The organism is uncultured Lacinutrix sp., from assembly GCF_947500605.1.
Classification (GTDB): domain Bacteria; phylum Bacteroidota; class Bacteroidia; order Flavobacteriales; family Flavobacteriaceae; genus Lacinutrix.
Genome location: NZ_CANMSJ010000012.1, coordinates 22,089 through 46,358, shown reverse-complemented (window position 1 = coordinate 46,358; position 24,270 = coordinate 22,089). Strand labels below are relative to the sequence as shown.

Here is a 24,270-nt window from a genome sequence, read left to right as displayed (position 1 = left end):
GAGGATGGCTTATCCCAAATTTATTTTGGGATCTCATAAAACGATTAACTTTTAAGAGAGTCGTTTGTGTCATTCAGAGCATTATTGAAATCAAAATATATTTTGATTGAAAATACCTAAACATAGTTTAAAGAATCTTAAAAAAGAATCTCAATAAATTAAACAAAAAGCGTTTCTATTTTGAAACGCTTTTTTTACATCAAAAAACTAAAATAATATGTCTATAAATCACACCTTTAAAGCAAAAGTAAACTGGACAATAAACGAAGGAGAAAGCACTCAGAATCCAAGAACTTTTAGCAGAAACCATAGCGTTACAATTGCTAATAAAGTAACTCCATTACAAGTGTCTGCAGCAAAAGTATTTAGAGGAGACGATACATTATACAATCCTGAAGATTTATTATTGTCTGCTTTAGCATCTTGCCACATGATGTCTTACTTATACGTTTGTACTCAAAATAACATAGAGGTTTTAAGTTATACAGATACTGCAGAAGGCGATTTAGAAGTTGAAGCTACAGGAAGTGGTAGTTTTAAAATGGTAAGATTAAAACCTGTAGTAACTATAAAAGACGCTAAACAAAAAACGTTAGCACTTAGCTTGCATGAAAAAGCAAATAGTTTATGTTTTATAGCGAACTCCTGTAATTTTCCAATCTCTCATGAAGCCATAGTTTTGGTGAGTTAATATTTTATTTTAAGCCATTTTAAAATAAAAGCAGATATAAATGCATCTTTTTAAAACATGCTGCGTCTATTATATGAACTTTAAAATTAGATACCATGAAAAATATAGAATGTACTTGCAACTGCGAAGGTTGCTCTAAAGGAAACTGTACTAATTGTACTTGCGATAATTGTACATGTACTAACTGTAACTGTTAAGGTATAATTAAACCTACAGTATTATAACGCTAATTTCAGTAAATTTATACTAGAATTAGCGTTTTTTATAACCTATCATTATGAAAACTCAAGAGGTTTGGAAGTTGCATGCAGAAGATATTAAATACTTTATTTTAAGTATGGTAAAGGATGCAACAGTAACAGACGATTTATTACAAGAAACATTTATTAAAGTACATACTAAGTTGGGGACTTTAAAGGATGATGCTAAGATAAAGCCCTGGTTGTTTTCTATAGCAAGATATACTGTTTTTGATTATTTTAAAAAACAAAATATAGTTTATGAAACCACCGATGATGATTTTGTTGAAGAGCAAAAACAAGAGCATACAGAAATTGATTGCTTACATGGTATTATAAAAAGCTTGCCTAAAAAATATAGAGATCCATTATTTCTGTCGGATATAAAAGGCTTAAAACAAGCTGAGATTGCTAAACAATTAAAAATAGAATTATCAACCGCAAAATCTCAAATACAACGTGCTAGAAAAATGGTAGCACAAGGTTTTAAAGACTGTTGTGGCTTTGTTGAGAACGATAAAGGCGTTTTGGTTGGTGAACTACAAGAGAAAAAAGATTGCAAAGTTTGTAATTATTAATGTGCTAAATGCTTTTAAAGCACGACAAAAAGTTGTATATTCGTGTAAATTGTCGCAATCATGAAGCAGTATAAGCAAGACCATAGTATTCAAAACTTAGCAAACGAGCCAGAAGCATTCTACGGCTTAGATAATAAGTACGATAGAATTGTAAGTGTTTTAGGAGGTAGTACAAATATTTCTCATTCTATAAGTAGCGATTTCGATCTTATTCAAATTACAAGAAATGGTTTGCCAAAATCGGCAGTTTTAACGCTTAGTAAATTGTTAGGTATCTCTATGGAACGCATGAGCGATTTAATTCATATTTCACATCGTACAATACAACGTAAAAGCGATAGCGATTTATTAAATGTATACAGTACCGAACAAATTTTAGAAATTGCACAAGTGGTTTCTCGTGGTATCGAAGTTTTGGGTACGTTAGATAATTTCACTTCTTGGTTGCATAGCGATATTAGGGTGTTAAACTATAATAAGCCTATAAGTTTACTAGATACTAGTTTTGGTACTGGGTTAATTCTAGATGTTTTAGGTCGTATAGAATTTGGCGTATATTCTTAAAATATGCGTGTATTTAGGATTGCTAAAAAGCAATATTTAGAAGATTTATCTGGAGAAGGTTCTCGTTTATTTGGTGGGCGATGGAATAAAAAAGGAATGCCGATGCTTTATTTTTCGGATAGCTTATCTACCAGCTTACTTGAAGTTTTAGTGCATTTAGATTTTAAACATCTTACTAAAGATTTTGGCTATATTGAAATTGATATTCCCGACAACTTAATAGATACTAAATTAAAGTTGAAAGATTTAGATGATAATTGGAGAGACAATCCACCAAAAAGTATCACTACAAATCTTGGAACTGCATTTTTAAAGGCTAATAAAAAATTAGCATTAAAAGTACCTTGTGCTATTTTGCCAATGGCAAGTAATATTTTAATAAATCCGAAGCATAAAGATTTTACGAAACTAAAAGTAATTAAGGTAGCAGATTTAGATATTGATAGTCGCTTGATTGTTGATACTAAATAATTAATTATCAATAGTGATATAAGAGAGTTTCTCTAAATCCCAATCAATTACCAATCCTGTAGCAAGTTGTTGTGCTATTTCTTTTCCGTAAAGTACTTCGCATAAATATAAAGAGGCTTCAAAGCTTTTTGCACCTCCAGCTGAGGTTATGTATTTGTTGTCATGTACAAATAGTACCTCTTTTCTAATATCTAAATCAGGAAACATCTCGCGCATAAAATCGATATCGCTTGGAAAGGTGGTCGAAACCTTATTATCAAGCAATCCTGCTTTTGCTAAAATAAAAGCACCATCGCAATGTGATGTTACATATAAAGCTTCTTTGTCGATTTCTTTAACAAAATTAATTAAGGCTTCATCTTCAAGATCTTTATCTAAATGATGCTCTGCACTAGGTATTACAAGAATATCTATTTTAGGTAATTCATCTTTTAAATAATTAAAATCAGGAAGCATTCTTATGCCTTCAAAAGTAGTGATAGCATTATCGGTATTTGCAACCGTAAACACATTCATTGCTTTAATATTGTTTCTGTAAATAGTGTGTTGAAATATATCGAAAGGTGCAGTAAGCTCTGTGTTGAAAGTGCCGTCCATTATTAAGCAAGCAACATTATATCTATTAGCTTTAAGTTCAGGGAAGACTTTCTTGCTTTCTACAGTTTTATTTTTTTCTTTCTTTTCTTCGGAAGTATTACAGCCTAAAAGTATAAAAACGGTAAGTATGTATAGTATCTGTTTCATAGTTTAATTAATGCGCCAAGGTGGATTTTTTCTATCCTCACCAGCTTTAAATAGTATAATATTATTACCATCGGGATCTTGTAATTTTGCTTCTTTCCAAAGCCAAGCTTCATCTTTTGGTAATTGATTTAAAGTTATTCCTTTTACTTGAAGTTTTTCAACTAAAACATCTAAATTTTCATCTTCAAAGTATAAAGTTATGTTGTTTCCTGTTGAGATAGTTTCTGTAAAATGAATAGATAACGTCGCCTCGCCATCTGGACACTCCAAACGCGCATAACGTGGCAACGCATCTACTATTAACTTAAGACCTAGTTTTTTGTAAAAAGAGACTAAGGTATTAGTCTTGTTAGAGGCTATTGTGACTAGGTTTAAGTTTATTTTAATTATTTTTTTTCATTTTCATTTTTAAAATAAATAATAATAGAACGCCTAGCATAGCAAGCGCCGTCATAATATACCAAGTGTTATTAAAGCCTAAGCCTTCTATAAGATGTAAACCTGTATTGTGACCAAATATGCTTCCCACAGAAAAAGCCATGGCATACATTGCCATATATTCTCCTTGATTTCCTTTTTTTGCACGATCTAATGCAAAACCATTGGCGAAAGGAAATGCTATCATTTCTCCAACCGTCATTAAAAACATACCAACAATTAAAATACCAGACCAACTAGTAATATTTAAAACGATTAAGCTTAATCCTGTTAAAAAGCATCCGAATAATATTAGCCCAATTTTGGTGTTTTGTGTTTTTTCTAACCATTTTATTAATGGCATTTCAAAAAGAAATATAAATAAACCATTAGCACCTAAAATTAAACCAACCTGTAATTCGCTTAAATGATGTGTTTCTCTATAGTAAATTGGCATTGCAGAGAAGTACTGAAAAAATACAATGGCAAATAATACCATAGCCATAAAAAAGATTAAAAATGGTTTGTCCTTATAAACAGATTGCGGATTTTCGATTTTAATTTCGTCTTGTATTTTGGCTTTTTTCGGATTTAAAACAATAAATAAAACAAGAGTTGCAAGAATACAAGTAATACCATCTACCCAAAATAATCCGGAGTAATTAACGTGTGTAATTATTAGTCCGCCAATTGCTGGTCCAGCCGAAAAACCTAAGTTTATTGCTAAACGAATAAGTGTTACGCTTCTTGTTTTGTTTTCAGGTTTACTATATGCGCTCATGGCAACAAAAGATGCAGGTCTAAACATATCTGCCACGCACATGGTTAAAAAGATGCCTAAGCAAAGTGTTTTAAACGTTGTTAAATATTGCAGTCCAATAAATAGAAAACCAGTAGCGAGAAGGCTAAATACCATTATTTTGTAATAACCAATAATATCTGTAAGCTTGCCACCAACCCAAGTGCCTATTAGCGAACCAAGTCCAAAACAGGTCATTATCCAACCTACATTTCCAATAGAAATTTCTAAATCTTCGGTTAAATAAATCGACAGAAAAGGAATTACCATTGTGCCAGCGCGATTTATTAAAGTAATAAGTGCGAGCCACCAGATTTCTTTAGAGAGACCACTAAAAGAGTCGATGTAATTTGCGTAAAGTTTTTTCATTGGTTAGGTTAGTTTTTGGTTTATTTCATTTACTAAAAGTTTAATTCGTAATGGACCTAAAATAAAAAAGTCCAACTATGAAGTTGGACTTTTAATATTGTATTAATTGATATTTATATCATTACAAAATATAGCAAGCCCAATCTGTATCTCTACAAGAGGTTTGTTTTATATAATATGTAATGACTAAATTCATTTTCTATATTTTGATGCTTCAAAGCTACGCAAATTTTTTATATGTCGTATTTTTGAAAAGATAAATATAATTAAAGATGAAAAAATATATTGTTTTAATCGCTGTAGTTTTAATGCTTTTTTCCTGCGGAAGCGCTTCGTTTCAAGGGTTTTATAATGCTCATAAAACAGATTTAGGCGCAACCTCCTTTCAAGTGCCAAATGTTATGAAAGCACTTTTAAGTTCGGTGTCACTAGAAACAAAAAGCATTATTGGTAATCTTCAAGATGTAAAATATATTAAATTAAATAGTGTTTCATCATTTAGAAGACAGCAAATAATTACAGAAATGAATGCAGTTACAAATGCAGGGTATTTAGATATGTTTAGACAGAATGAAGTTAATAACACACGCATTATTTCGGTTAAAGAAAATGGCAATGTATTAACAGATGTTATTCTTTTTAATTGTGATGAAAAAGAAGTTACTGCTTTCTATTTAAAAGGCATTTTTGATCCGGATAAGATTAAAACATTATCTGAAGCATCTACTTTTAATGCTCTATCATTAGATTTGTTACAGTCTTATAAATCTAATATGAGACCAAGTTTAAACCCATCTTTCAATCCAAATAATTAATAGGATTATAATATAAGTACTCATGACAAAAAATATTTTACTTTTTATTTTATTCGTTTCAGCTTTAAGTTGTGCACAAAAAAAAGAACCACTTTTAGGGGATACGGAATGGCAGCGTAAAATGAATTCAGATTTTAAAGACGCTTCAGAATCACCATTAAAAGATAAAGACAGAAAGACATTTAGGGCTCTAGATTTTTTTGAATTTGATTCGACTTACACTGTTGTAGCGACTTTAAAAAGAACACCAGATTCTAAATGGTTTAAAATGAAAACGACTACTAACCGCATGTCTAAAGAACGTGTTTTTGGGGTTTTATCATTTAAACTGAATGAAAAAGAGTATCAATTAAATGTTTATCAAGGTGAAGATTTAATGAAGAAAGAAGGTTTTGAGGATTATTTATTCCTTCCTTTTTTAGATAACACCAATGGCGAAACTAGTTATGGCGGCGGACGTTATATCGAACTACGTATACCTGAAGGTGATGAAATAATTATAGATTTTAATAAAGCTTACAATCCGTTTTGTGCTTACAACGCAAAGTATTCTTGCCCAATTGTACCAAGAGTAAATTATATAGATGAAGAGATTAAAGCAGGAGTTAAAGCTTATGCAAAACACTAAAAGCTTTTAGCCAAATAGATGCCGCCAAAAACGGCTAAAAAACCAATAACAAAACTTGCAATAGTATAGATAGCAAAACTTGTAAAATCTCCGGCTTTTAAAAACACATGGTTTTCGTAAGCAAAGCTTGAAAATGTGGTAAAACCACCACAAAATCCTGTTGCTAATAATAGTGTGTGATTTTGTGAAAGTGTATTGTTTTTAAGCGCTAAGCCTAATATAATACCAATAAGTAAACTTCCTAAAATATTTGCAGCAAACGTACCGTAAGGAATTCCGTTTTCGGCATTGTTTAAATACTTTCCTAGTAGGTAGCGTAAAACACTACCCAAACCACCACCAACAAATACGAGTAAAATATTTTTCATTGTTATTTTACTGCTATATAAATTTCAGTTTTTAAATCTGCTGGATTTGGTGTGTTAGATGGATTGTTTAGATAAGCTTCTAAATTTGGTCCATTCTCTTCTTTTTCTAATCCGCTTTTTGTAATGGCAGCCATGGCTTTTTTCCAAGCGTCTTCAAGGTTGCTATAATCACCATTTAGTGTTGTTCTTACAGCTTTAAAAGGAGCTAATTGACCTGTTAGTATTTCGCCTCCAGTAGTAATTACACGAGCAGTTGTTGGTACACAGCATGAAAACATAACAGCGTTATTCTCTTCGTCATATTTATGATATAATATATAAGGAGCTCCAGCCATTGTAATATTGTTTTTCTGTGCATACGTTATTACGGCAGGTAACATTGTAGCCATTTTGCTTTTAAAATCCTCTAAAGTTGTAGCTGCGGTATTATAAATATAATAGCCTCCACTATGTTGTGTCGTTTCTTTATCGACAACAATACTGTATTTTTTCATGTCTATAAGAATAAGATTGTCTAGTTTTTCAAGACTACGCTCGTATTCTGGACCTATCTGTTTTTCCATACCTCCCATAAAAGTAGAAAAAGCTTTAAAGGCAAAAGGCAAATCTTTACCTTCTATTTTCCATGTTACATCTGTAGAACCATCTGCGTTTGGTTTAAATTTCCAAGATACGTTAGACGATGGAAAATCTCCATATTGCATAACTTGACTAATAGATTTATTAGTATTGGTTTCTATGGTTTTCATGGTGCCAATACCATCTTTATCTTCCCAAGTATAAACAGCGCTTTCTCCTAGAGTTGTTTCTGATAAAGTAATTTTTATATCTGGATTTTTTTCGACCCAAGAAGACCATGATTTCCAATTTTTAAAATCATTAACATTCTTGTAAATCACAGCTGCAGGTGCATTAATTGTACGTGTTCTTGTTACAGAATACTCGTTTGGTTGTACAGCAATATATATGGCTAAAGCAATAATAGCAATAAGGACAAGAAAGAAAATGTATTTTATGGCTTTCATAAATGGTTTTTGTGGCTTTTAGTAAAAAATTAAATTTACAAAATTTGTAGAATAATTAGTGGTTTATAGAAGAATGTAACCAAAAACTACTTAAAAACAAACTTTATAGCTGCAATAAGTCCAATAAAAGAGATAAAGGCAACCAATACCCAAATAGTACCTTTGTAGTGTTGTTTATGTAATTTTAAGTCCTTTCTGTAGGTATAAACTAAGGCTGCAATAAATACAACAGCAAAACAAATGGCAAAGATTAATTGTCCTGTACTAAACATATCGTTATTTTTATGCAAAAATAACGAATAGAAGTAGTAAAAAATCATTTCAATGAAAAATAAAATAGAAGCTGTAAAGGCATTTCATACCGCATTTAAAATTGGTCATTTAGAAGCTCCAAAAGCCGACTTAGGAAACGCTAAAAATAAGTTGCGTTTTGATTTAATGAAAGAAGAAAACGAAGAGTATTTAGAAGCAGCAAATAATAATGATTTAGTTGAGGTTGCAGATGCTTTAGGAGATATGCTTTACATTTTATGTGGTACTATTATAGAGCATGGTATGCAACATAAAATTGAAGAAGTCTTTAACGAGATACAACGTAGTAATATGAGTAAACTAGGTGAAGACGGTGAGCCTATTTACAGAGAAGATGGTAAGGTTTTAAAAGGCCCAAACTATTTTAAGCCAAACATTAAGGCTATTTTAGAAAAGTAATTTAGTACTATTAAAAAAAGCAGCCAATTGGCTGCTTTTTTTTGTTATTTATATTCTGGTAAGTGTTGCTTACTAACTAGATTTTAACTCTCCATCCAAAAGGATCTTCAGTTTTATTAGTTTGTATTGCGACAATACGTGCTTTTAATTTACTAGCGTAAGTATCTTCTAATTCTGGTAAATCGAAATCTGAATCTCTAAAACCAAAACCAGAAATAGGAGAAATTACAGCTGCTGTTCCAGCACCAAAAATTTCTTTTAAACTTCCGTCTTTAGCCGCTTCAACAAGCTCGCTAACTTTTATTTTTCTTACTTCGGTGTTTATGCCTTCCGCTTTAGCGATATCTAAAATACTTTTTCTAGTAATTCCATCAAGAATTCTATCACTTACAGGAGAGGTAATTAATGTATCGTTAATACGTACAAAAACATTCATTGCACCAGCTTCTTCAATATATTCGTGAGATGTATCGTCTGTCCAGATTACTTGTTGGTAACCTTTATCTTTAGCTAATTGCGTTGGATAAAACTGTCCAGCGTAATTACCACCAGCTTTAGCAAAACCAACACCACCATTTGCAGAACGTGAATATGTTTCTTCGATTAAAACTTTTACTTTTCCAGAAAAATAAGGTCCAGAAGGCGCACAAGCAATAATAAATTTATACTCGTCTGCAGGAGACGCGTGAAAACCTTCTCCAGTTGCAAAAATAAAAGGTCTAAGATATAAAGAGCTTCCTTCTTTTGTAGGAATCCAATCTTTTTCTAAGTCTAAAAGCGCTTTTAAACCTTCCATAAAATAGTTTTCAGGAATTTCTGGAATACATAAACGTTTTGCCGAAATATTTAAACGCTTTACGTTATCTGTTGGGCGAAATAAAAGTACATCGTCATTAGCATCTTTATAGGCTTTCATGCCTTCGAAAATAGATTGTCCGTAATGAAAAATCTTTGCAGAAGGCATTAATGTAATAGGTGCAAAAGGCTCAATTTTTGGTTGTTGCCATTTGCCATCCTTATAATCGCATGTTAGCATGTGATCTGAAAATACTTGACCAAAAGCAAGATTATTAAAATCGATACTATCAATTTTAGAGTTTTTAGCTTTTGTAATTTCTACTTGATCTTTAGTTATGTTTTCCATGAAAATATTGTATGTCTTTCTATTGCAAAAGTACAGAATTAAGAATTAAGAAATCGGGTTTTTCATCTTAAAATACTATCTTTGAAGGAGTAAAAATTAATTTAATAAAATAGAGTAATATGAGAAAAGTAGTATTGGCACTAGCTGTTGTTTTCAGTATTGTAGCATGTAAAGAAGCTAAAAATGAAGAAGCTGTTGAGGTGGCTAAAGAAATGGCTGTTAATTACAAGTCGTTTGGAGAAGAAATTATTGCGGATGATGCTATTGATGCAAAATCTATGGCAGAACATTACAAAGCAATGAATGTTGGTGATAGTATAAACAGTAAAATGATTGCAAAAGTAGATGCGGTTTGCCAATCTAAAGGATGTTGGATGAAGTTAGATTTAGACAATGGAGAACAAGTTATGGTTAAGTTTAAAGACTACGGATTCTTTATGCCTAAAAACATTGCAGGACAAGAAGTAATTGTAAATGGTAAAGCTTATGTAAATGAAGTGTCAGTTGAAGAATTACGTCATTATGCTGAAGATGCAGGTAAATCTACCGAAGAAATTGCATTAATTACAGAGTCTAAAAAAACATATTCTTTTGAGGCTGATGGTGTTTTATTAGTTGAATAAAAAAATGAAATATTTACTTTGCTTTATAAGTTTAGCCTTTGTTTTAAGTTGTAATTCTAACGTTAAAGAAGGCGCTAAACAAGAAGAAAAATCTGAAAAGAAAGTTTACGATATGTATGAGCCGTCTGAAATGGCGAATCTCATGAACGAAATGTATGCTATTAATGCAAAAATTAAGGCAGACATTCTTGCAGGAAATACTCTAGAAGAGTTTCCTTCGGCGTTTTTAGAAATTCATACAGCTGAGCTTTCAGATTTTAAAAAAAGGAATGCAAAGTTTGAAGCTTTTTCAAATATATACATTCAAGCAGAAAAAGAAGTTTTTAATACCGAGTCTAGTTTGTCGGTAGAAGAACGATTTAATAATGCCGTTGGTGTTTGTATTTCTTGTCACCAAACAGAATGTACAGGACCAATACCAAGAATTAAAAAACTACTAATTAAATAGTTTATTTGGAACGCAAAATAATAATAACAGACGATGGTTCTACAACCATCCACATACCAGAGTGGAACGAGCAATATCATTCTACACACGGCGCAATACAAGAGGCTGAGCATGTTTATTTAGAACATGGCTTAGCCTTTTTTTGTACTTCTGAAGGCTATGCAAAAGATTCTGAAATTTCCATTTTAGAAATAGGCTTTGGTACCGGATTAAATGCTTTTTTAACAGCAATTAAAGCCGAAGCATTAAACCTAAATTGTAATTATGTTGGAGTAGAAGGTTTTCCTATTTCTAAAGAAGAATTAAAAGCTTTAAACTATTCTGAAGCACTAAAAGACGATGTTGTTTTTGATGCTATTCATGAATGTGATTGGGAAAAAGATTGTATGGTTTCTAAAAACTTCAGTCTTAAAAAAGAACAGAAGCAATTTTCTGAAATTACAGATAAAAATAAGTTCGATGTTATATATTTCGACGCTTTTGGGCCAAGAGTACAACCAGAATTATGGACAGAAGCTATTTTTAAAAGCATGTATGAAGCCATGAAACCAAATGGTGTATTGGTTACTTATTGCGCTCAAGGTCATGCTAGACGTGCTATGATTTCGGTTGGTTTTACTGTAGAAAAAGTAAAAGGGCCTCCAGGAAAACGACACATGTTAAGAGCCGTTAAATTATAGTTGCTATTTTGGTTGTTTTTAAGAGTACTTTCAATCGAAAACATAATTTTTTACACCTTAATATTTAACGAAATATTAGTGCTTTAGGTGTTTATCACTACAAACTAAAATTGTATTTTTATAAAAAAGAGATGCGCGTACTTATAACAGGAGCAACAGGTTTAATTGGAACTGAAATTGTAAAAAAATGTCATAATAATGGCATTTCAGTTAATTACTTAACAACAAGCAAATCTAAAATAGAAAACACTTCTAATTATCAAGGTTTTTATTGGAATCCTAGTAAAGCTGAAATTGATGTTAATTGTGTAAAGGATGTAGATGTTATTATTCATTTAGTAGGATCTAGTATTTCTAAACGCTGGACAGAGGCTAACAAGCAAGTTATGCTAAGTAGTAGGTTAGAAACTACAGCTTTATTGCACGAAACGGTTAAAAACAATCCTAATAACATAAAACAAATTATCTCTGCAAGTGCCATTGGGTATTATCCAGATTCTTTAACTAATTATTATTCTGAAGAAGAAAAACAAATCAACGATTCTTTTCTAGGAAAAGTGGTGCAAGAATGGGAACAAGTAGTAGGCACTTTTAACACCTTAAATATTACTGTTTCTAAAATAAGAATTGGTATTGTGTTTTCAGAGAAAGGTGGCGCTTTTCCACAATTAGCTATGCCAATTAGGTATGGAGCCGGTGCTGCAATGGGAAATGGAAAGCAATGGATGTCTTGGATTCATTTAGACGATTTAATAAACATATTTCTACACGTTCTAGAACACAAGTTGGAAGGTGTTTATAATGGCGTTGCTCCAAATCCAGCAACAAATAAAGCCATTACAAAAGCGATTGCAAAGGAATTAAAGATGCCTTTGTTTTTGCCAAACATACCAAAGTTTGTAATGAAATTAATACTTGGCGAGATGCATATACTTTTATTTGAAAGTCAACGTGTAAGTGCCAAAAAGATTGAGAATACAGGTTTTAAGTTTGAATATCTTAATTTAAACTCGGCTTTAAAAGAATTGATTTAATATCGTTTAGGGAAAGACTGCTCTACTTTTTGTGATTAAATAGCTTCTTTACAGCTAATAGCATCTTTTTTGTTTTCGAGTTTCTAGCAATTGCATCATAAAAAGCCAAAGTTGTGAGTAGAGATATAAAAGCTAAAGCACCTAGTAATCCTCCGTAACCATTAAAAAAATCTCCTTTGTTAATATAGATAATACTAAATAGGATGGAAGCTATAGATAAGCGAATGTAACTGCTTTTTACTTTAGGAGAAACCATTCCTATAAAGGAAGATCCTATAAATACTATTTGAATGTTTTTTGTTAAGTAAGCATTAAATACTTCAGGAAAAAAGTAAAAAAACAAACCGACACCTAACGATAATATAGCCGATGCTCTTACTGCACCTTGCTTTAGTTCATGGCTTACATAAAAGGTTAATGTTGTGCCTAAAATACTTGTTATTACAATAATTAGTAAGTCCATTAATAGAAAGAGTTTATTAAGTAAACAACTGCAACACCAATAAATGCTATGGTTCCTAATTTTCCTCCTAAGCCTAGAAACAAGTTTTTAGATAGCATATAAAGTATACCTGTTATAGATCCTGCTGCAATAGCAAACGTTATTGATGGAGATATTTCTGTGCTAGACATGCCTACAAATGCACCACAATAAATAGCTGCTGGTAACTTTTTTAAATAGTCAGATTGTTTATTTATTAATGGTAAAAACGACGCAACAGTTCCAGTGATTCCTGCAGCTAAAATACTTCCTAAGCCGCAATAAGCATTTAAGGAATAACAAATTAAAGTGCCTAAAGGTACCCATAAGGCTACAGATACTTTTTCGTAGGCATACTCTTCATGATGTAGATCAAGATATTTGTAACCGTAAAACATGATTAAGGAGATTATAATTAGTGAAACTATTGTAGCAAAACTATCTGTTTCATATTTTTCTTTTACAGTTATAACTAGTAGTACAATTTGAATTATCAATACTATTTTAATCAAAAAAAACCTAATAACCTTGTGTCTTCTCATTAAAGCACTTCTTTAGAACTTAATCGTTTTATGCTGCTAATTTACAAATCCAAATTGCTATTGAATAAAAAAAAAGCTACATCTTTCGATGTAGCTTTTTAATAATTTATAAAAATCTAATTAAGATTTTTTAGCTGTAATAGAAATTTTTAATTCCATATCATCATTAATAAACTTGTCTCCAAGGTTATCAAAAATACTTTTAGAGCCATAGTTTATAGACCATTTTGTTCTGTCTATAGTAAATGCTTCACTAATAATTGTCATTACATCACCTGTATTAGTAATAGTAGCAGGAAAAGTAATATTATTCTTAATACCTTTTAAAGCTAAATTACCAGAAATCATAGTTTTTCCGTTCTCAACAGTAGTTCCTGTAATTTCAAAAGCAGCATTTGGAAATTTTGCAACGTTAAAAAAGTCACCTTCTTTACCTTCAACAGTACCTTTTAAGTGAGCATCAAGATTTGCTTTTTGGTCACCTTCTAAATCTGTAGAATTAATAGAAGTCATGTCTATAATAAATGTTCCACTTTCTAATGTGTTATCTGTTACAGAAAAAGTACCACTATCTAAATTTATAGTACCATTGTGAGATCCTGTTGGCTTAAAACCTTTCCACTCAATAGTAGATTCAGAAGTGTTTACTGCATATTTTGAAGAACTACTTTCGCTTGTTGCTGCTTCTTTTACTTCACTTGTATCTGCCTCAGCTCCTTTTTTACATCCTACAACTGCAAGACCTAAAGCTAAAACTGTAAAAATATTTAATACTTGTTTTTTCATTTTAAATGTTATTATTGGTTAAGTAACAAAAATAAAAAACATTCCATGGAAAATACTTAAATTTTTCATAAATATTGAAGGTTGGTATAGTGTCAAAATATGTTTTAAATAGATTATAATTAACAGACATATAGGCAATTTTAAGGCTTTTATGCAGTATAAAAAAAAGATAATGACATTTTGGCATTTTTATAATAATGGCAGTACTTTTGCCAATCTTAATTGGTATTAAAATAAATACAGAAATGAGCAAAGCAAAAGATATTAAAGAAGATATAATCGAAGAGCAAGTAGAAGCTACAACAGTAGAATCTACAACAAACGAGGAAACTGTTGAGGTTGAAGAATTATCTACAGAAGACAGGCTTAATAAAGAATTAGGTCAAGAAAAAGACAAGTTTTTAAGATTGTTTGCTGAATTCGAAAATTACAAAAAAAGAACATCTAAAGAACGTGTTGAGTTATTTAAAACAGCAAGTAAAGATGTCATGGTTTCAATGTTACCAGTTTTAGACGATTTCGAACGTGCTTTATTGCATATAGAAGACGATAAAGAAGCCGAAGAATTAAGAAAAGGTGTGGTGTTAATATACCAAAAACTGTTAACGACTCTAAGTCAAAAAGGTTTAGCAGCAATGGAAGTGAAAAAAGGAGATGTTTTCGATTCTGAAATTCACCAAGCTATTACACAGGTACCAGCACCAAGTAAGAACTTAAAAGGAAAAATTATAGATGTTGTTGAAAAAGGATATACACTTGGAGAAACAGTAATTCGTTTTCCAAAAGTAGTTATCGGACAATAATAAAATAATTTTTAACTAAAAGGCAACAGCAAATAGCTATAAGTCAAATAAAGATATGGCAAAGAAAGATTATTACGAAACATTAGGCATTAGTAAAGGTGCTACAGCTGCCGAAATAAAAAAAGGCTATAGAAAAAAAGCTATAGAATTTCATCCAGATAAAAATCCAGATGATGCAACAGCCGAAGCTAAATTTAAAGAAGCAGCAGAAGCATACGAGGTTTTAAGCGACGAGAATAAAAAAGCACGTTACGACCAATATGGTCACCAAGCCTTTGAAGGTGGCGGTGGTTTTGGTGGCGGTGGAAGAGGCGGCATGAATATGGACGACATATTTAGCCAATTTGGAGACATCTTTGGTGGAGGTGGCGGAGGCTTCTCTGGCTTTGGAGGTGGTTTTGGCGGAGGTCAACAGCGTCGTGTAAAAGGAAGCAACCTACGTATTCGCGTAAAATTAACACTAGAAGAAATTGCTAATGGTGTTGAGAAAAAAATAAAAGTAAAACGTAAAATTCAAGCAGAAGGTACTACATACCAAACCTGTGGAACTTGTAATGGAGCTGGTCAAGTTACTAGAGTTACAAATACCATTTTAGGTCGTATGCAAACTGCAAGTCCTTGCCCTACATGTGGAGGAGCAGGACAAACTATAGACAAAAAACCAGCTGGAGCAGATGCTCAAGGTTTAATTGTAAAAGAAGAAACAATCTCTGTTAAAATTCCAGCAGGAGTTGTAGACGGTATGCAACTTAAAGTATCTGGTAAAGGAAACGATGCGCCAGGAAATGGTATTGCAGGAGATTTATTAGTAGCGATAGAGGAGCAAGATCACGAAACTTTACAACGTGAAGGTGATAATTTACATTACGATTTATATGTTAGTTTACCAGATGCAATTCTAGGCGCTTCTAAAGAAATTGATACTGTTACTGGAAAAGTACGTATTAAAGTAGAAGCAGGTTTACAGTCTGGGAAAATTTTACGCTTACGCGGAAAAGGTATTCCAAGCATTAACGGTTATGGTAAAGGAGACTTGTTAGTACATGTAAATGTATGGACGCCAAAAACGTTAAATAAAGAACAGTCAGCCTTTTTCGAGAAAATGAAGGATGATGAACACTTTACACCTAAGCCAGAAGGAAGCGATAAATCGTTTTTTGAAAAGGTAAAAGACATGTTTTCATAGAAATAAAAACATATATATTAAAAAAAATCTGCAATACTATTGCAGATTTTTTTTGTTAATTAACGAACTTATTTAATCTTAAAAGGGATTGTTAAACAAAAAATAGTATATTTGGTTTATCATTGGTTTGCGCCAATGGTAATTTTTCTTTTTCATAGCAATTTTTTCCCATCCTTTATTTGCGTAGAGGGTGGGTTTTGTTTTTTAGTAAGTTTATCTTTTAAATATTTCTTATCTTAAAACAAAATGTAATAAAGATGTAGTCTGCAATTTATTTTATTCCTTACAGCGTTAAAAATAATTTTAAACAATAAAGCATACCAACTTACATTTTTTATATTTACACAACTAACAACTTTATCTTTATGAACAACTTATTAGAAGCACAATCGGTTTCTAAAAAATTTGGTGACTTTACAGCATTAAACAATGTTTCTATCTCGGTAGAAAAAGGAAGTATATTTGGATTACTTGGTCCAAACGGAGCAGGAAAAACCACTTTAATTCGTATTATCAATCAAATCACAATGCCAGACAAAGGGCAAGTGCTTTTAGATGGAGAACCTTTACAAAGGCATCACATACAAAACATCGGCTATTTGCCAGAAGAGCGTGGTTTGTATAAAACAATGAAAGTTGGTGAGCAAGCGTTGTATTTAGCGCAACTTAAAGGCTTAGATAAAGCTGAAGCTAAAAAACGTTTGCACGAATGGTTCGAAAGATTAGAAATTGGAGATTGGTGGAATAAAAAAATTCAAGAGTTGTCTAAAGGGATGGCCCAAAAAATTCAATTTGTAGTTACGGTATTACATCAGCCAAAATTATTAATTTTCGACGAGCCTTTTTCAGGTTTCGATCCTATTAATGCAGATATTATTAAAAACGAAATACTAAGACTTAGAGAGGATGGCGCTACGGTTATTTTTTCTACGCATAGAATGGAATCTGTAGAAGAATTGTGTGATCATATTGCATTAATACATAAATCTAATAAGATTTTAGATGGTAATCTTAATGCTATAAAAAGACAATATAAATCTAATACTTTTGAGGTTGGTATTACTACCGACAATGCTTCAGAATTACAACGTTCGCTTTCAGAAAAATTTATAGTATCTCCAGCAGAGTTTAAGACGTTAAATAACGAGTTAAAACTTAATGTAAAGCTTTCAGAAAAAGAATCTGCAAATCAATTATTAAATTATTTAACTACAAAAGGAGAGGTCTCTCATTTTTTAGAAGTAATACCAAGTGCAAGCGATATTTTTATTCAAGCAGTAAAGAATAATTAAAAACTATGAACCATTTACCACTTATAATAAAGCGAGAGTACATTACTAAAGTGAGAAATAAAGCTTTTATAATTATGACTTTTATGAGTCCGTTAATTATGATTGCTCTCTTTTCTTTAGTCGCGTATTTATCTCAATTAAATAATACAAAACAAAAAAGTATTACTGTTTTAGACGAGTCAGGACAAATTGAATCTATTTTTACAGATAAAGAAACAGTAAAATACACTATATTAAAAGGTGTAACTTTAGAGAACGCCAAGGCTATTGTAGAGGAGCAAGAAAGTTATGGATTGCTTTATATTTCAGGCTTTAAAAATAGGGTTGGCACAACAGATGAGGTTAAAAAAAGAAATGTAGATGTAAAGTTTTATTCTTCTGAAACACCTTCACTAAGTATTATTTCTGGATTAGAAACTAAGGTAGAAGACCGCCTTAAGGAGATGAATCTTCAAGACAAAGGAGTTAACCAAATTACAATAAAAAATGCAGAAGTAGATATAAATATAAACCAAGAAAATTTTACAGGTGAGAAAACATCTAAAGAAGGTAGTGTTGTAAAACTTATTTTTGGAGGTGCTGCAGGTTACTTGCTTTTTATGTTTATAATAATTTATGGAAACATGATTATGCGTTCGGTAATCGAGGAAAAAACGAGTAGAATAATTGAGGTAATTATCTCTTCGGTTAAACCAATACAATTAATGTTAGGTAAAATTATTGGTACTACACTTGCTGGGATTACACAGTTTGGAATTTGGTTAATTTTAGGAAGTGTTTTAATGGTGGTTGCGTCTTTAATTTTCGATATTGATTTTTCGCAAGTCAATACACCACAACAAGATCTCATGGCTCAGGCAATGCAAAATCCAGATGCAAATGCTGATATCCAAATATTTATAAACGCCTTTTTTAATATGCCATTAGCAAATTTAATAATAGCCTTTATTTTATTTTTTGTTAGTGGTTATCTATTATACAGTTCGCTTTATGCTGCTATTGGTGCAGCTGTAGATAATGAGACAGATACGCAACAATTTATGTTGCCTATAATTATGCCTTTAATTTTGGCGGTATACGTTGGTGGATTTACAGTTATAGAAGATCCTCATGGAACCGTTGCAACAGTGTTTTCTTTTATACCATTTACATCTCCTGTTGTTATGCTTATGCGTATTCCTTTTGGAGTACCAATTTGGCAACAAGTTCTCTCTTTGTTAATATTAATTGGTACATTTATATTTACCATTTGGATGGCTTCAAAAATATATAGAGTAGGTATATTAATGTATGGTAAAAAGCCAACGTACAAAGAACTTTTAAAATGGATTAAATATTAAAGATGCAAGAAAAAGTTTCAGATAAAATAGAAGGTACTGTAGAAGAGGTAAGCGATGCTATAACCGAAAGTTCTATTTGGGAAAGTTTTATTAACTTTTTAAATATTAAAATATATACATTTACAGATGCTGCTGGAGCTAGTACAGGAGTATTAAAAGTAAAATATGTCTTAATTTTAATAGCCGTATTATTTTTAACTACTTATGTTTTACGTTGGGTTAGAGTGTTGTTAACACAGCATATGCCGGAAGCTGATAAAGCTAAATTTGTAACAGTGTTTTCTTTTGGTAGATGGATCATTTATATGATTGTCTTTTTGGTGTCAATAAGCTCTTTAGGTATTGATATTACTGCTGTTTTTGCAGCATCGGCAGCATTACTTATTGGTATTGGTTTAGCTTTACAAACCTTATTCCAGGATATAATTTCTGGTGTTTTTATATTGATTGATCAATCTGTTCATGTTGGAGATATTATAGAAATTGAAGGTAAAGTAGGTCGAGTTGAAGAGATTAAACTTCGTACTACAAGAGCAGTTACTATAGATAATAAGGTGTTAATAATACCCAATCACTTATACTTAACTAATAGTTTGTACAACTGGACACAAAATGGATCTTCCACAAGGGAATCTGTAGACGTTGGAGTTGCTTATGGTAGTGATGTGGAATTGGTTAAAAAGTTGTTGCTAGAGGCAGCTAAATCTTCAAAATTAGTTTTTAAAAATCCTCCGCCAGGTGTTACTTTTATAGACTTTGGAGAAAGCTCTTTAGACTTTAGAATCGCTTTTACAATAGAAGATAGTTTTAATGCTAGGATACCAAAAAGTGAGGTGCGCTTTGCAATTTATAAATTATTTAAAGAACATAATATTAGCATTCCTTTTCCGCAACGCGATGTTCATGTTATTCAAAATGGCGAAGAAAATATTCAATTAAAAATGAACTCAAAAAAATAATATTAATAACATTTATGAAAAACCAAACCGCTAAATTTATTGTAGCCGCTTTTTTTATTATGGCGTTTCAAAATACGTTTGCTCAGCTCACAGATTTAGCACGTTTGGAGTATTCCTACATTCCTAAAGGCAATTCAGAAGATAGCTTTAGTAGATTTAGAGGCTTAGTTAATTATCCTATAAAAACTAAAGAAGATTGCTATTTAGTAATTGGAGGAGAGTATAGTAGAATAGCACTTAATATAGAAGATAATTATCCGTTTAGCACATCTAATTTAAGGCGATTACATGTAATGGACTTTAATGTAGCGTACACTTTTAAGATAAAAAGTGGTTGGCGTTTAGGAGCTAAAATTTCGCCTAGAATCGCATCTACATTAACACACAAGTTATCGGGAGACGACTTCTTTTTAAATGGAGGTGTTTATGCAATAAACGATAGAACAAAAGACGAGTCTAAAAATAAACCATACCGTTTAATTTTAGGGCTAACCTATAATAGTACTACAGGTATACCATTGCCATTGCCATTTGTAAGTTATTATAGACGTGTAAACGAGAAGTGGTCTTTTAATTTGGGAGTACCAAAAACAAATGTTAAATATTTTTTTAACGAACAAAGTATTATACAAACATTTGTAGGTATCGATGGTTATTCTGCCAACGTTCAAGATCCTATTGCTATTGGAGGAAAAGAAGTAGATAATATTTCCTTATCGGTTATTCTTGCAGGTTTGGGTTACGAGTATTGTTTTACAGACCATTTAGTATGGTACGCATATTCAGGCTACACCATAAGTATGAGTAATAGATTACGCGATGAAAATAGAGATGAAGTCTATAAATTAGACAACGTAAATACATTTTATTTAAGAACAGGATTTAAATTTAAAATATAATGCCAAAAATATTAGTAATAGAAGACGAAGCAGCAATTAGAAGAGTTTTAATAAAAATTCTTTCTGAGGAAAATGATAAATATGAAGTCTTCGAAGCCGAAGATGGTTTGGCAGGAATAGAAAGAATTAAAAAAGAAGATTTCGACCTTGTGCTTTGCGATATTAAAATGCCAAAAATGGATGGTGTAGAAGTACTTGAGGCTGCAAAAAAAATAAAACCAGAAATACCAATGGTCATGATCTCTGGACATGGAGATTTAGATACAGCAGTAAATACAATGCGTTTAGGTGCTTTCGATTATATCTCTAAGCCGCCAGATTTAAATCGTTTATTAAATACAGTACGTAATGCATTAGACCGAAAAGAATTGGTTATCGAAAACAAAATTCTTAAAAGAAAGGTTAGCAAAAAGTACGAAATGATTGGAGAAAGCGACGCTATTTCTCAAATTAAAGATATAATAGATAAAGTAGCTCCAACAGATGCTCGTGTATTAATTACAGGACCAAACGGAACAGGAAAAGAGTTAGTAGCACATTGGTTACACGAAAAAAGCGCACGTGCAAAAGGCGCAATGATAGAGGTAAACTGTGCGGCAATACCAAGCGAGCTTATTGAAAGTGAATTATTTGGTCACGTAAAAGGAGCCTTTACAAGTGCAGCAAAAGACAGAGCAGGAAAGTTTGAAGCAGCCAATGGTGGAACCATTTTTCTAGACGAAATTGGAGACATGAGCCTATCTGCGCAAGCAAAAGTACTACGTGCTTTACAAGAAAGTCGTATTCAACGTGTAGGTAGCGATAAGGATATTAAAGTAGATGTTCGTGTTGTAGCTGCAACAAATAAAAACTTAAAAAAGGAAATTGCAGAAGGTAGATTTAGAGAAGATTTATACCATAGGTTAGCAGTAATTCTTGTTAAAGTGCCAGCGCTTAACGATAGAAGAGAAGATATTCCTTTACTAATAAAACATTTTGCAAAGAAAATTTCTAACGAGCAAGGCACAGCAGAAAAAAACTTTTCGGTTAAAGCCATAAAGTTATTACAAGAGTACGACTGGACAGGAAATATTAGAGAACTACGTAACGTAATAGAAAGATTAATAATTTTAGGTGGAGTAGAAGTAAGCGAGCAAGACGTTAAATTATTCGCCAGTAAATAATAAATTTCTACGCAGGTAGAAATCTCATATAAAACGATAAATAAGCCTTTATTTATGAAAAACATAAGCATAAAAGACCATAAAATAACATCACAAATTAAGTTGTCTAATTTACCATCTCATTTAGATTTAGGTGAAACCGAAGACGAAGTAAAAAACGAGTTAAAAAAGGTAAGAAAGAAGTTAGGTAAACTTCAAGACAGGCTTTATGCGCATGGTAAATATTCAGTTTTAGTCTGTTTACAAGGTATGGATACCTCTGGAAAAGATAGTTTAATACGCGAAGTCTTTAAAGACTTTAACGCACGTGGTGTTGAGGTTATGAGCTTTAAAGTGCCAACCGATTTAGAGCTAAAGCACGACTATTTATGGAGACATTATTTAGCCTTACCAGCAAGAGGTAAGTTTGGCGTTCACAATAGAACACACTACGAAAACGTATTGGTAACACGCGTGCATCCTAATTATATTTTAGGAGAAAAACTACCAAATGTAAATACCGTAGAAGATGTAAACGAAGCTTTTTGGGATAAGCGTTTCGATCAGATTAATAATTTCGAACAACATCTAGCCGATAATGGAACAATAATTTTTAAGTTCTTCATGAATCTTTCTAAAGACGAGCAAAAACGTAGGTTATTGCGTAGATTAGACTTAAAACATAAAAACTGGAAATTCTCTGCAGGCGATTTAAAAGAGCGCAAACTTTGGGATAATTATATGGATTGTTACCAAGATGCCATAAATAGAACCAGTAAAGAGCACGCACCATGGTTTAATATTCCAGCCGATAATAAACCAGCGGCACGATTAGCAGTAGCAACAATTTTGTACAATACTTTAAAAAACTATCAAGACATTAAAGAACCAGAATTAGACGATAAAACAAAAGCTAATCTGCATTTGTATAAAGAGCAATTAAATAACGAATAACCAATATATGCTTAGGTAGGAATCTCGAAATTAATAAATAATTAGGGCGTTACCACAAGGGTCGCGCTTTCCATTATATCTTTTTTTGCCATATATGGCAGCAAAAAAAGGATGCCATATCAATCGCTAACGCACCAACCATGAAACTAAAAATCTTAATTGCAGCGCTTCTATTATCAGCAAATGTATTTGCACAAAACGATAAAGAAACCGTAAAAACCATTTACAGTCAATCGTTAACCAATGGGCAATCTTACCAATGGCTAGATTATTTATCAAACCAAATAGGAGGTAGATTATCGGGTTCTGTAAGCGCAGAAAAAGCAGTGCAATACACAAAATTAGAATTAGAAAAACTAGGTTTAGATAAAGTGTGGTTGCAAGAAGTAATGGTTCCAAAATGGGAACGAGGCGAAAAAGAAGTTGGTTATTTTGAAACTTCGGGAGAAAAATTAAATGTAAATATCTGTGCACTTGGCGGTTCTATAGCAACACCAGCGGCAGGATTAAAAGCTCAAGTTGTTGAGGTTAAAAGTTTCGAAGAATTAGAAGCACTTGGTACAAAAGTAAAAGGGAAAATAGTGTTTTTTAATGGCGCTTTAAATCCAGAATTAATACACACATTCGAAGCTTATGGCGGTTGCTCAAAACAACGTTACGCAGGTGCATACGAGGCAGGTAAACTTGGTGCAGTTGGTGTAATTGTACGTTCTTTAAATTTACGTCAGGATAATTTGCCACACACAGGGAGTATGGGTTATTTAGATTTACCTAACAACCAACGCATACCATCTGCAGCAATAAGTACTAATGATTCTAATGCACTTTCAGAAGCTTTAAAAAAAGATAAAAACTTAGAGTTCTATTTCAAGCAAAGCTGTAAACAATTCGAAGATGTATTATCTTATAATGTTATAGGAGAAATAACAGGAAGCGAATTTCCAGAGGAGTATATGGTAGTTGGTGGGCATTTAGATTCTTGGGATCTTGGAGATGGTTCTCACGATGATGGTGCAGGAGTAGTACAATCTATGGAGGTTGTAAGATTGTTAAAAGAAAGCGGTATTAAACCCAAAAGAACTATTCGCGTTGTTCTTTTTATGAATGAAGAAAACGGATTAAGAGGCGGAAAAAAATACGCAGAAGAAGCGCAGCGTAAAAACGAAAACCATGTGTTTGCGTTAGAAAGTGACTCTGGCGGATTTACACCTAGAGGTTTTAGTTTCGATTGTAGCGATGCTAACCTTAATAAAGTATTAAGCTGGGAGCCACTATTTAAGCCTTATTTAATTCATTATTTCGAAAAAGGATATAGTGGAGCAGACATTGGACCATTAAAAAACGATAATATCGTTTTAGCCGGATTACGTCCAGATTCTCAGCGTTATTTCGATCATCATCATGCCGCTAACGATACGTTTGATGCAGTTAATAAAAGAGAATTAGAACTTGGTGCTGCAACTATGACTAGCTTAATTTATCTTTTCGATAAATATGGAACAGTTACTATCAGCGATGTAAAAGAGATAAAGAACTAA

Annotated in this window: 30 protein-coding genes; 20 read left to right on the top strand and 10 right to left on the bottom strand. The window is 32.1% G+C overall.

The genetic code is table 11. The annotated features are described in order from the left end of the window. The first annotated feature begins 217 nt into the window (after positions 1-217). The 4 genes from Q0935_RS14570 to Q0935_RS14555 all read left to right on the top strand — a co-directional run bounded on the left by Q0935_RS14570 (position 218) and on the right by Q0935_RS14555 (position 2,543). On the top strand, positions 218-691 hold the full coding sequence (locus tag Q0935_RS14570) for an OsmC family protein (protein WP_299254680.1): 474 nt from the start codon (positions 218-220) through the stop codon (positions 689-691). A gap of 277 nt (positions 692-968) precedes the next feature. Continuing rightward, a complete protein-coding gene (locus Q0935_RS14565) occupies positions 969-1,508 on the top strand; it encodes a sigma-70 family RNA polymerase sigma factor (protein ID WP_299387763.1) in 540 nt (179 codons plus the stop codon). 60 nt (positions 1,509-1,568) lie between these two features. Continuing rightward, complete coding sequence (locus Q0935_RS14560; protein WP_299387759.1) at positions 1,569-2,072, top strand: antitoxin Xre-like helix-turn-helix domain-containing protein; 504 nt, start codon at positions 1,569-1,571, stop codon at positions 2,070-2,072. Between the two features lie 3 nt (positions 2,073-2,075). Continuing rightward, positions 2,076-2,543 (top strand): RES family NAD+ phosphorylase, encoded by a 468-nt coding sequence (locus tag Q0935_RS14555; RefSeq protein ID WP_299254685.1) that lies wholly within the window; start codon positions 2,076-2,078, stop codon positions 2,541-2,543. Here the strand turns inward: Q0935_RS14555 and Q0935_RS14550 are convergent, their stop codons facing one another. The 3 genes from Q0935_RS14550 to Q0935_RS14540 are packed head-to-tail and all read right to left on the bottom strand — an operon-like array spanning position 2,544 to position 4,872. Continuing rightward, complete coding sequence (locus Q0935_RS14550) at positions 2,544-3,287, bottom strand: DJ-1/PfpI family protein (RefSeq protein WP_299387755.1); 744 nt, start codon at positions 3,285-3,287, stop codon at positions 2,544-2,546. A gap of 3 nt (positions 3,288-3,290) precedes the next feature. Continuing rightward, positions 3,291-3,668 carry a VOC family protein gene (locus Q0935_RS14545; RefSeq protein ID WP_299387873.1) on the bottom strand — a complete coding sequence of 126 codons (378 nt, stop codon included), beginning with the start codon at positions 3,666-3,668 and terminating at the stop codon, positions 3,291-3,293. A 1-nt stretch (position 3,669) separates the two neighbouring features. After that, positions 3,670-4,872, bottom strand: a complete 1,203-nt coding sequence (locus Q0935_RS14540; RefSeq protein ID WP_299387751.1) for an MFS transporter — start codon at positions 4,870-4,872, stop codon at positions 3,670-3,672. A gap of 272 nt (positions 4,873-5,144) precedes the next feature. Between Q0935_RS14540 and Q0935_RS14535 the strand changes: the two genes are divergently transcribed. Further along, the gene (locus tag Q0935_RS14535; RefSeq protein WP_299387747.1) at positions 5,145-5,687 is read left to right on the top strand and encodes a DUF4252 domain-containing protein; all 543 of its coding nucleotides are present in this window, start codon (positions 5,145-5,147) and stop codon (positions 5,685-5,687) included. Between the two features lie 22 nt (positions 5,688-5,709). Further along, a complete protein-coding gene (locus Q0935_RS14530) occupies positions 5,710-6,315 on the top strand; it encodes a DUF1684 domain-containing protein (protein ID WP_299387745.1) in 606 nt (201 codons plus the stop codon). On the opposite strand, the gene crcB is transcribed toward Q0935_RS14530, so the two are convergent. The 3 genes from crcB to Q0935_RS14515 all read right to left on the bottom strand — a co-directional run bounded on the left by crcB (position 6,312) and on the right by Q0935_RS14515 (position 7,980). Further along, positions 6,312-6,683, bottom strand: a complete 372-nt coding sequence (crcB, locus tag Q0935_RS14525; RefSeq protein WP_299387740.1) for a fluoride efflux transporter CrcB — start codon at positions 6,681-6,683, stop codon at positions 6,312-6,314. The two genes, Q0935_RS14530 and crcB, sit on opposite strands and share 4 nt — an antisense overlap. Before the next feature lie 2 nt (positions 6,684-6,685). After that, entirely contained in the window at positions 6,686-7,708 is a 1,023-nt protein-coding gene (locus Q0935_RS14520) for an SRPBCC family protein (protein WP_299387736.1), read from the bottom strand. An 86-nt stretch (positions 7,709-7,794) separates the two neighbouring features. After that, positions 7,795-7,980 carry a hypothetical protein gene (locus tag Q0935_RS14515; protein ID WP_055435872.1) on the bottom strand — a complete coding sequence of 62 codons (186 nt, stop codon included), beginning with the start codon at positions 7,978-7,980 and terminating at the stop codon, positions 7,795-7,797. A 52-nt stretch (positions 7,981-8,032) separates the two neighbouring features. Between Q0935_RS14515 and Q0935_RS14510 the strand changes: the two genes are divergently transcribed. Beyond that, complete coding sequence (locus Q0935_RS14510; protein WP_299387732.1) at positions 8,033-8,419, top strand: nucleoside triphosphate pyrophosphohydrolase family protein; 387 nt, start codon at positions 8,033-8,035, stop codon at positions 8,417-8,419. Positions 8,420-8,495: 76 nt separating this feature from the next. Here the strand turns inward: Q0935_RS14510 and Q0935_RS14505 are convergent, their stop codons facing one another. Beyond that, the gene (locus Q0935_RS14505) at positions 8,496-9,563 is read right to left on the bottom strand and encodes a branched-chain amino acid aminotransferase (RefSeq protein WP_299387727.1); all 1,068 of its coding nucleotides are present in this window, start codon (positions 9,561-9,563) and stop codon (positions 8,496-8,498) included. A 119-nt stretch (positions 9,564-9,682) separates the two neighbouring features. Between Q0935_RS14505 and Q0935_RS14500 the strand changes: the two genes are divergently transcribed. From Q0935_RS14500 to Q0935_RS14485, 4 genes are all read left to right on the top strand, one after another. Further along, positions 9,683-10,186 (top strand): DUF4920 domain-containing protein, encoded by a 504-nt coding sequence (locus Q0935_RS14500; protein ID WP_299387723.1) that lies wholly within the window; start codon positions 9,683-9,685, stop codon positions 10,184-10,186. A gap of 4 nt (positions 10,187-10,190) precedes the next feature. Next, complete coding sequence (locus tag Q0935_RS14495) at positions 10,191-10,634, top strand: hypothetical protein (RefSeq protein WP_299387721.1); 444 nt, start codon at positions 10,191-10,193, stop codon at positions 10,632-10,634. A gap of 5 nt (positions 10,635-10,639) precedes the next feature. Further along, entirely contained in the window at positions 10,640-11,314 is a 675-nt protein-coding gene (gene mnmD, locus Q0935_RS14490) for a tRNA (5-methylaminomethyl-2-thiouridine)(34)-methyltransferase MnmD (protein WP_299387717.1), read from the top strand. A gap of 131 nt (positions 11,315-11,445) precedes the next feature. After that, entirely contained in the window at positions 11,446-12,348 is a 903-nt protein-coding gene (locus tag Q0935_RS14485; RefSeq protein ID WP_299387714.1) for a TIGR01777 family oxidoreductase, read from the top strand. A 22-nt stretch (positions 12,349-12,370) separates the two neighbouring features. Here the strand turns inward: Q0935_RS14485 and Q0935_RS14480 are convergent, their stop codons facing one another. The 3 genes from Q0935_RS14480 to Q0935_RS14470 all read right to left on the bottom strand — a co-directional run bounded on the left by Q0935_RS14480 (position 12,371) and on the right by Q0935_RS14470 (position 14,157). Beyond that, positions 12,371-12,811: a hypothetical protein gene (locus Q0935_RS14480; RefSeq protein WP_299254714.1), complete on the bottom strand. Its 441-nt coding sequence runs from the start codon at positions 12,809-12,811 to the stop codon at positions 12,371-12,373. Continuing rightward, complete coding sequence (locus tag Q0935_RS14475) at positions 12,811-13,326, bottom strand: hypothetical protein (RefSeq protein ID WP_299387710.1); 516 nt, start codon at positions 13,324-13,326, stop codon at positions 12,811-12,813. The genes Q0935_RS14480 and Q0935_RS14475 overlap by 1 nt, the downstream gene beginning before the upstream one ends. Before the next feature lie 165 nt (positions 13,327-13,491). Next, the gene (locus tag Q0935_RS14470; RefSeq protein ID WP_299254718.1) at positions 13,492-14,157 is read right to left on the bottom strand and encodes a YceI family protein; all 666 of its coding nucleotides are present in this window, start codon (positions 14,155-14,157) and stop codon (positions 13,492-13,494) included. Positions 14,158-14,402: 245 nt separating this feature from the next. Here Q0935_RS14470 and Q0935_RS14465 point away from each other — a divergent pair, with 245 nt between their 5' ends. The 9 genes from Q0935_RS14465 (at position 14,403) to Q0935_RS14425 (ending at position 24,270) form a co-directional block, all read left to right on the top strand. Then, positions 14,403-14,960: a nucleotide exchange factor GrpE gene (locus Q0935_RS14465; protein ID WP_299254720.1), complete on the top strand. Its 558-nt coding sequence runs from the start codon at positions 14,403-14,405 to the stop codon at positions 14,958-14,960. A gap of 55 nt (positions 14,961-15,015) precedes the next feature. Then, on the top strand, positions 15,016-16,146 hold the full coding sequence (dnaJ, locus tag Q0935_RS14460) for a molecular chaperone DnaJ (RefSeq protein WP_299254723.1): 1,131 nt from the start codon (positions 15,016-15,018) through the stop codon (positions 16,144-16,146). A gap of 365 nt (positions 16,147-16,511) precedes the next feature. Continuing rightward, positions 16,512-17,438: an ABC transporter ATP-binding protein gene (locus Q0935_RS14455; RefSeq protein ID WP_299254726.1), complete on the top strand. Its 927-nt coding sequence runs from the start codon at positions 16,512-16,514 to the stop codon at positions 17,436-17,438. A gap of 5 nt (positions 17,439-17,443) precedes the next feature. Beyond that, the gene (locus tag Q0935_RS14450; protein ID WP_299387705.1) at positions 17,444-18,778 is read left to right on the top strand and encodes an ABC transporter permease; all 1,335 of its coding nucleotides are present in this window, start codon (positions 17,444-17,446) and stop codon (positions 18,776-18,778) included. 2 nt (positions 18,779-18,780) lie between these two features. Then, on the top strand, positions 18,781-19,737 hold the full coding sequence (locus Q0935_RS14445; protein ID WP_299254732.1) for a mechanosensitive ion channel domain-containing protein: 957 nt from the start codon (positions 18,781-18,783) through the stop codon (positions 19,735-19,737). A gap of 14 nt (positions 19,738-19,751) precedes the next feature. Beyond that, entirely contained in the window at positions 19,752-20,636 is an 885-nt protein-coding gene (locus Q0935_RS14440; protein WP_299387702.1) for a DUF6268 family outer membrane beta-barrel protein, read from the top strand. Beyond that, positions 20,636-21,799, top strand: a complete 1,164-nt coding sequence (locus Q0935_RS14435; protein ID WP_299387688.1) for a sigma-54 dependent transcriptional regulator — start codon at positions 20,636-20,638, stop codon at positions 21,797-21,799. The genes Q0935_RS14440 and Q0935_RS14435 overlap by 1 nt, the downstream gene beginning before the upstream one ends. 54 nt (positions 21,800-21,853) lie before the next feature. Continuing rightward, entirely contained in the window at positions 21,854-22,732 is an 879-nt protein-coding gene (locus Q0935_RS14430) for a PPK2 family polyphosphate kinase (protein WP_299387687.1), read from the top strand. Positions 22,733-22,872: 140 nt separating this feature from the next. Continuing rightward, a complete protein-coding gene (locus tag Q0935_RS14425) occupies positions 22,873-24,270 on the top strand; it encodes a M20/M25/M40 family metallo-hydrolase (RefSeq protein WP_299254743.1) in 1,398 nt (465 codons plus the stop codon).

Coding starts and splice junctions, on each gene's coding strand:
- Q0935_RS14570 (WP_299254680.1), top strand. CDS start 218: ATGTCTATAAATCACACCTTTAAAGCAAAAGTAAACTGGACAATAAAC.
- Q0935_RS14565 (WP_299387763.1), top strand. CDS start 969: ATGAAAACTCAAGAGGTTTGGAAGTTGCATGCAGAAGATATTAAATAC.
- Q0935_RS14560 (WP_299387759.1), top strand. CDS start 1,569: ATGAAGCAGTATAAGCAAGACCATAGTATTCAAAACTTAGCAAACGAG.
- Q0935_RS14555 (WP_299254685.1), top strand. CDS start 2,076: ATGCGTGTATTTAGGATTGCTAAAAAGCAATATTTAGAAGATTTATCT.
- Q0935_RS14550 (WP_299387755.1), bottom strand. CDS start 3,287: ATGAAACAGATACTATACATACTTACCGTTTTTATACTTTTAGGCTGT.
- Q0935_RS14540 (WP_299387751.1), bottom strand. CDS start 4,872: ATGAAAAAACTTTACGCAAATTACATCGACTCTTTTAGTGGTCTCTCT.
- Q0935_RS14535 (WP_299387747.1), top strand. CDS start 5,145: ATGAAAAAATATATTGTTTTAATCGCTGTAGTTTTAATGCTTTTTTCC.
- Q0935_RS14530 (WP_299387745.1), top strand. CDS start 5,710: ATGACAAAAAATATTTTACTTTTTATTTTATTCGTTTCAGCTTTAAGT.
- crcB (WP_299387740.1), bottom strand. CDS start 6,683: ATGAAAAATATTTTACTCGTATTTGTTGGTGGTGGTTTGGGTAGTGTT.
- Q0935_RS14520 (WP_299387736.1), bottom strand. CDS start 7,708: ATGAAAGCCATAAAATACATTTTCTTTCTTGTCCTTATTGCTATTATT.
- Q0935_RS14515 (WP_055435872.1), bottom strand. CDS start 7,980: ATGTTTAGTACAGGACAATTAATCTTTGCCATTTGTTTTGCTGTTGTA.
- Q0935_RS14510 (WP_299387732.1), top strand. CDS start 8,033: ATGAAAAATAAAATAGAAGCTGTAAAGGCATTTCATACCGCATTTAAA.
- Q0935_RS14505 (WP_299387727.1), bottom strand. CDS start 9,563: ATGGAAAACATAACTAAAGATCAAGTAGAAATTACAAAAGCTAAAAAC.
- Q0935_RS14500 (WP_299387723.1), top strand. CDS start 9,683: ATGAGAAAAGTAGTATTGGCACTAGCTGTTGTTTTCAGTATTGTAGCA.
- Q0935_RS14495 (WP_299387721.1), top strand. CDS start 10,191: ATGAAATATTTACTTTGCTTTATAAGTTTAGCCTTTGTTTTAAGTTGT.
- Q0935_RS14485 (WP_299387714.1), top strand. CDS start 11,446: ATGCGCGTACTTATAACAGGAGCAACAGGTTTAATTGGAACTGAAATT.
- Q0935_RS14480 (WP_299254714.1), bottom strand. CDS start 12,811: ATGGACTTACTAATTATTGTAATAACAAGTATTTTAGGCACAACATTA.
- Q0935_RS14470 (WP_299254718.1), bottom strand. CDS start 14,157: ATGAAAAAACAAGTATTAAATATTTTTACAGTTTTAGCTTTAGGTCTT.
- Q0935_RS14465 (WP_299254720.1), top strand. CDS start 14,403: ATGAGCAAAGCAAAAGATATTAAAGAAGATATAATCGAAGAGCAAGTA.
- dnaJ (WP_299254723.1), top strand. CDS start 15,016: ATGGCAAAGAAAGATTATTACGAAACATTAGGCATTAGTAAAGGTGCT.
- Q0935_RS14455 (WP_299254726.1), top strand. CDS start 16,512: ATGAACAACTTATTAGAAGCACAATCGGTTTCTAAAAAATTTGGTGAC.
- Q0935_RS14450 (WP_299387705.1), top strand. CDS start 17,444: ATGAACCATTTACCACTTATAATAAAGCGAGAGTACATTACTAAAGTG.
- Q0935_RS14445 (WP_299254732.1), top strand. CDS start 18,781: ATGCAAGAAAAAGTTTCAGATAAAATAGAAGGTACTGTAGAAGAGGTA.
- Q0935_RS14440 (WP_299387702.1), top strand. CDS start 19,752: ATGAAAAACCAAACCGCTAAATTTATTGTAGCCGCTTTTTTTATTATG.
- Q0935_RS14435 (WP_299387688.1), top strand. CDS start 20,636: ATGCCAAAAATATTAGTAATAGAAGACGAAGCAGCAATTAGAAGAGTT.
- Q0935_RS14430 (WP_299387687.1), top strand. CDS start 21,854: ATGAAAAACATAAGCATAAAAGACCATAAAATAACATCACAAATTAAG.
- Q0935_RS14425 (WP_299254743.1), top strand. CDS start 22,873: ATGAAACTAAAAATCTTAATTGCAGCGCTTCTATTATCAGCAAATGTA.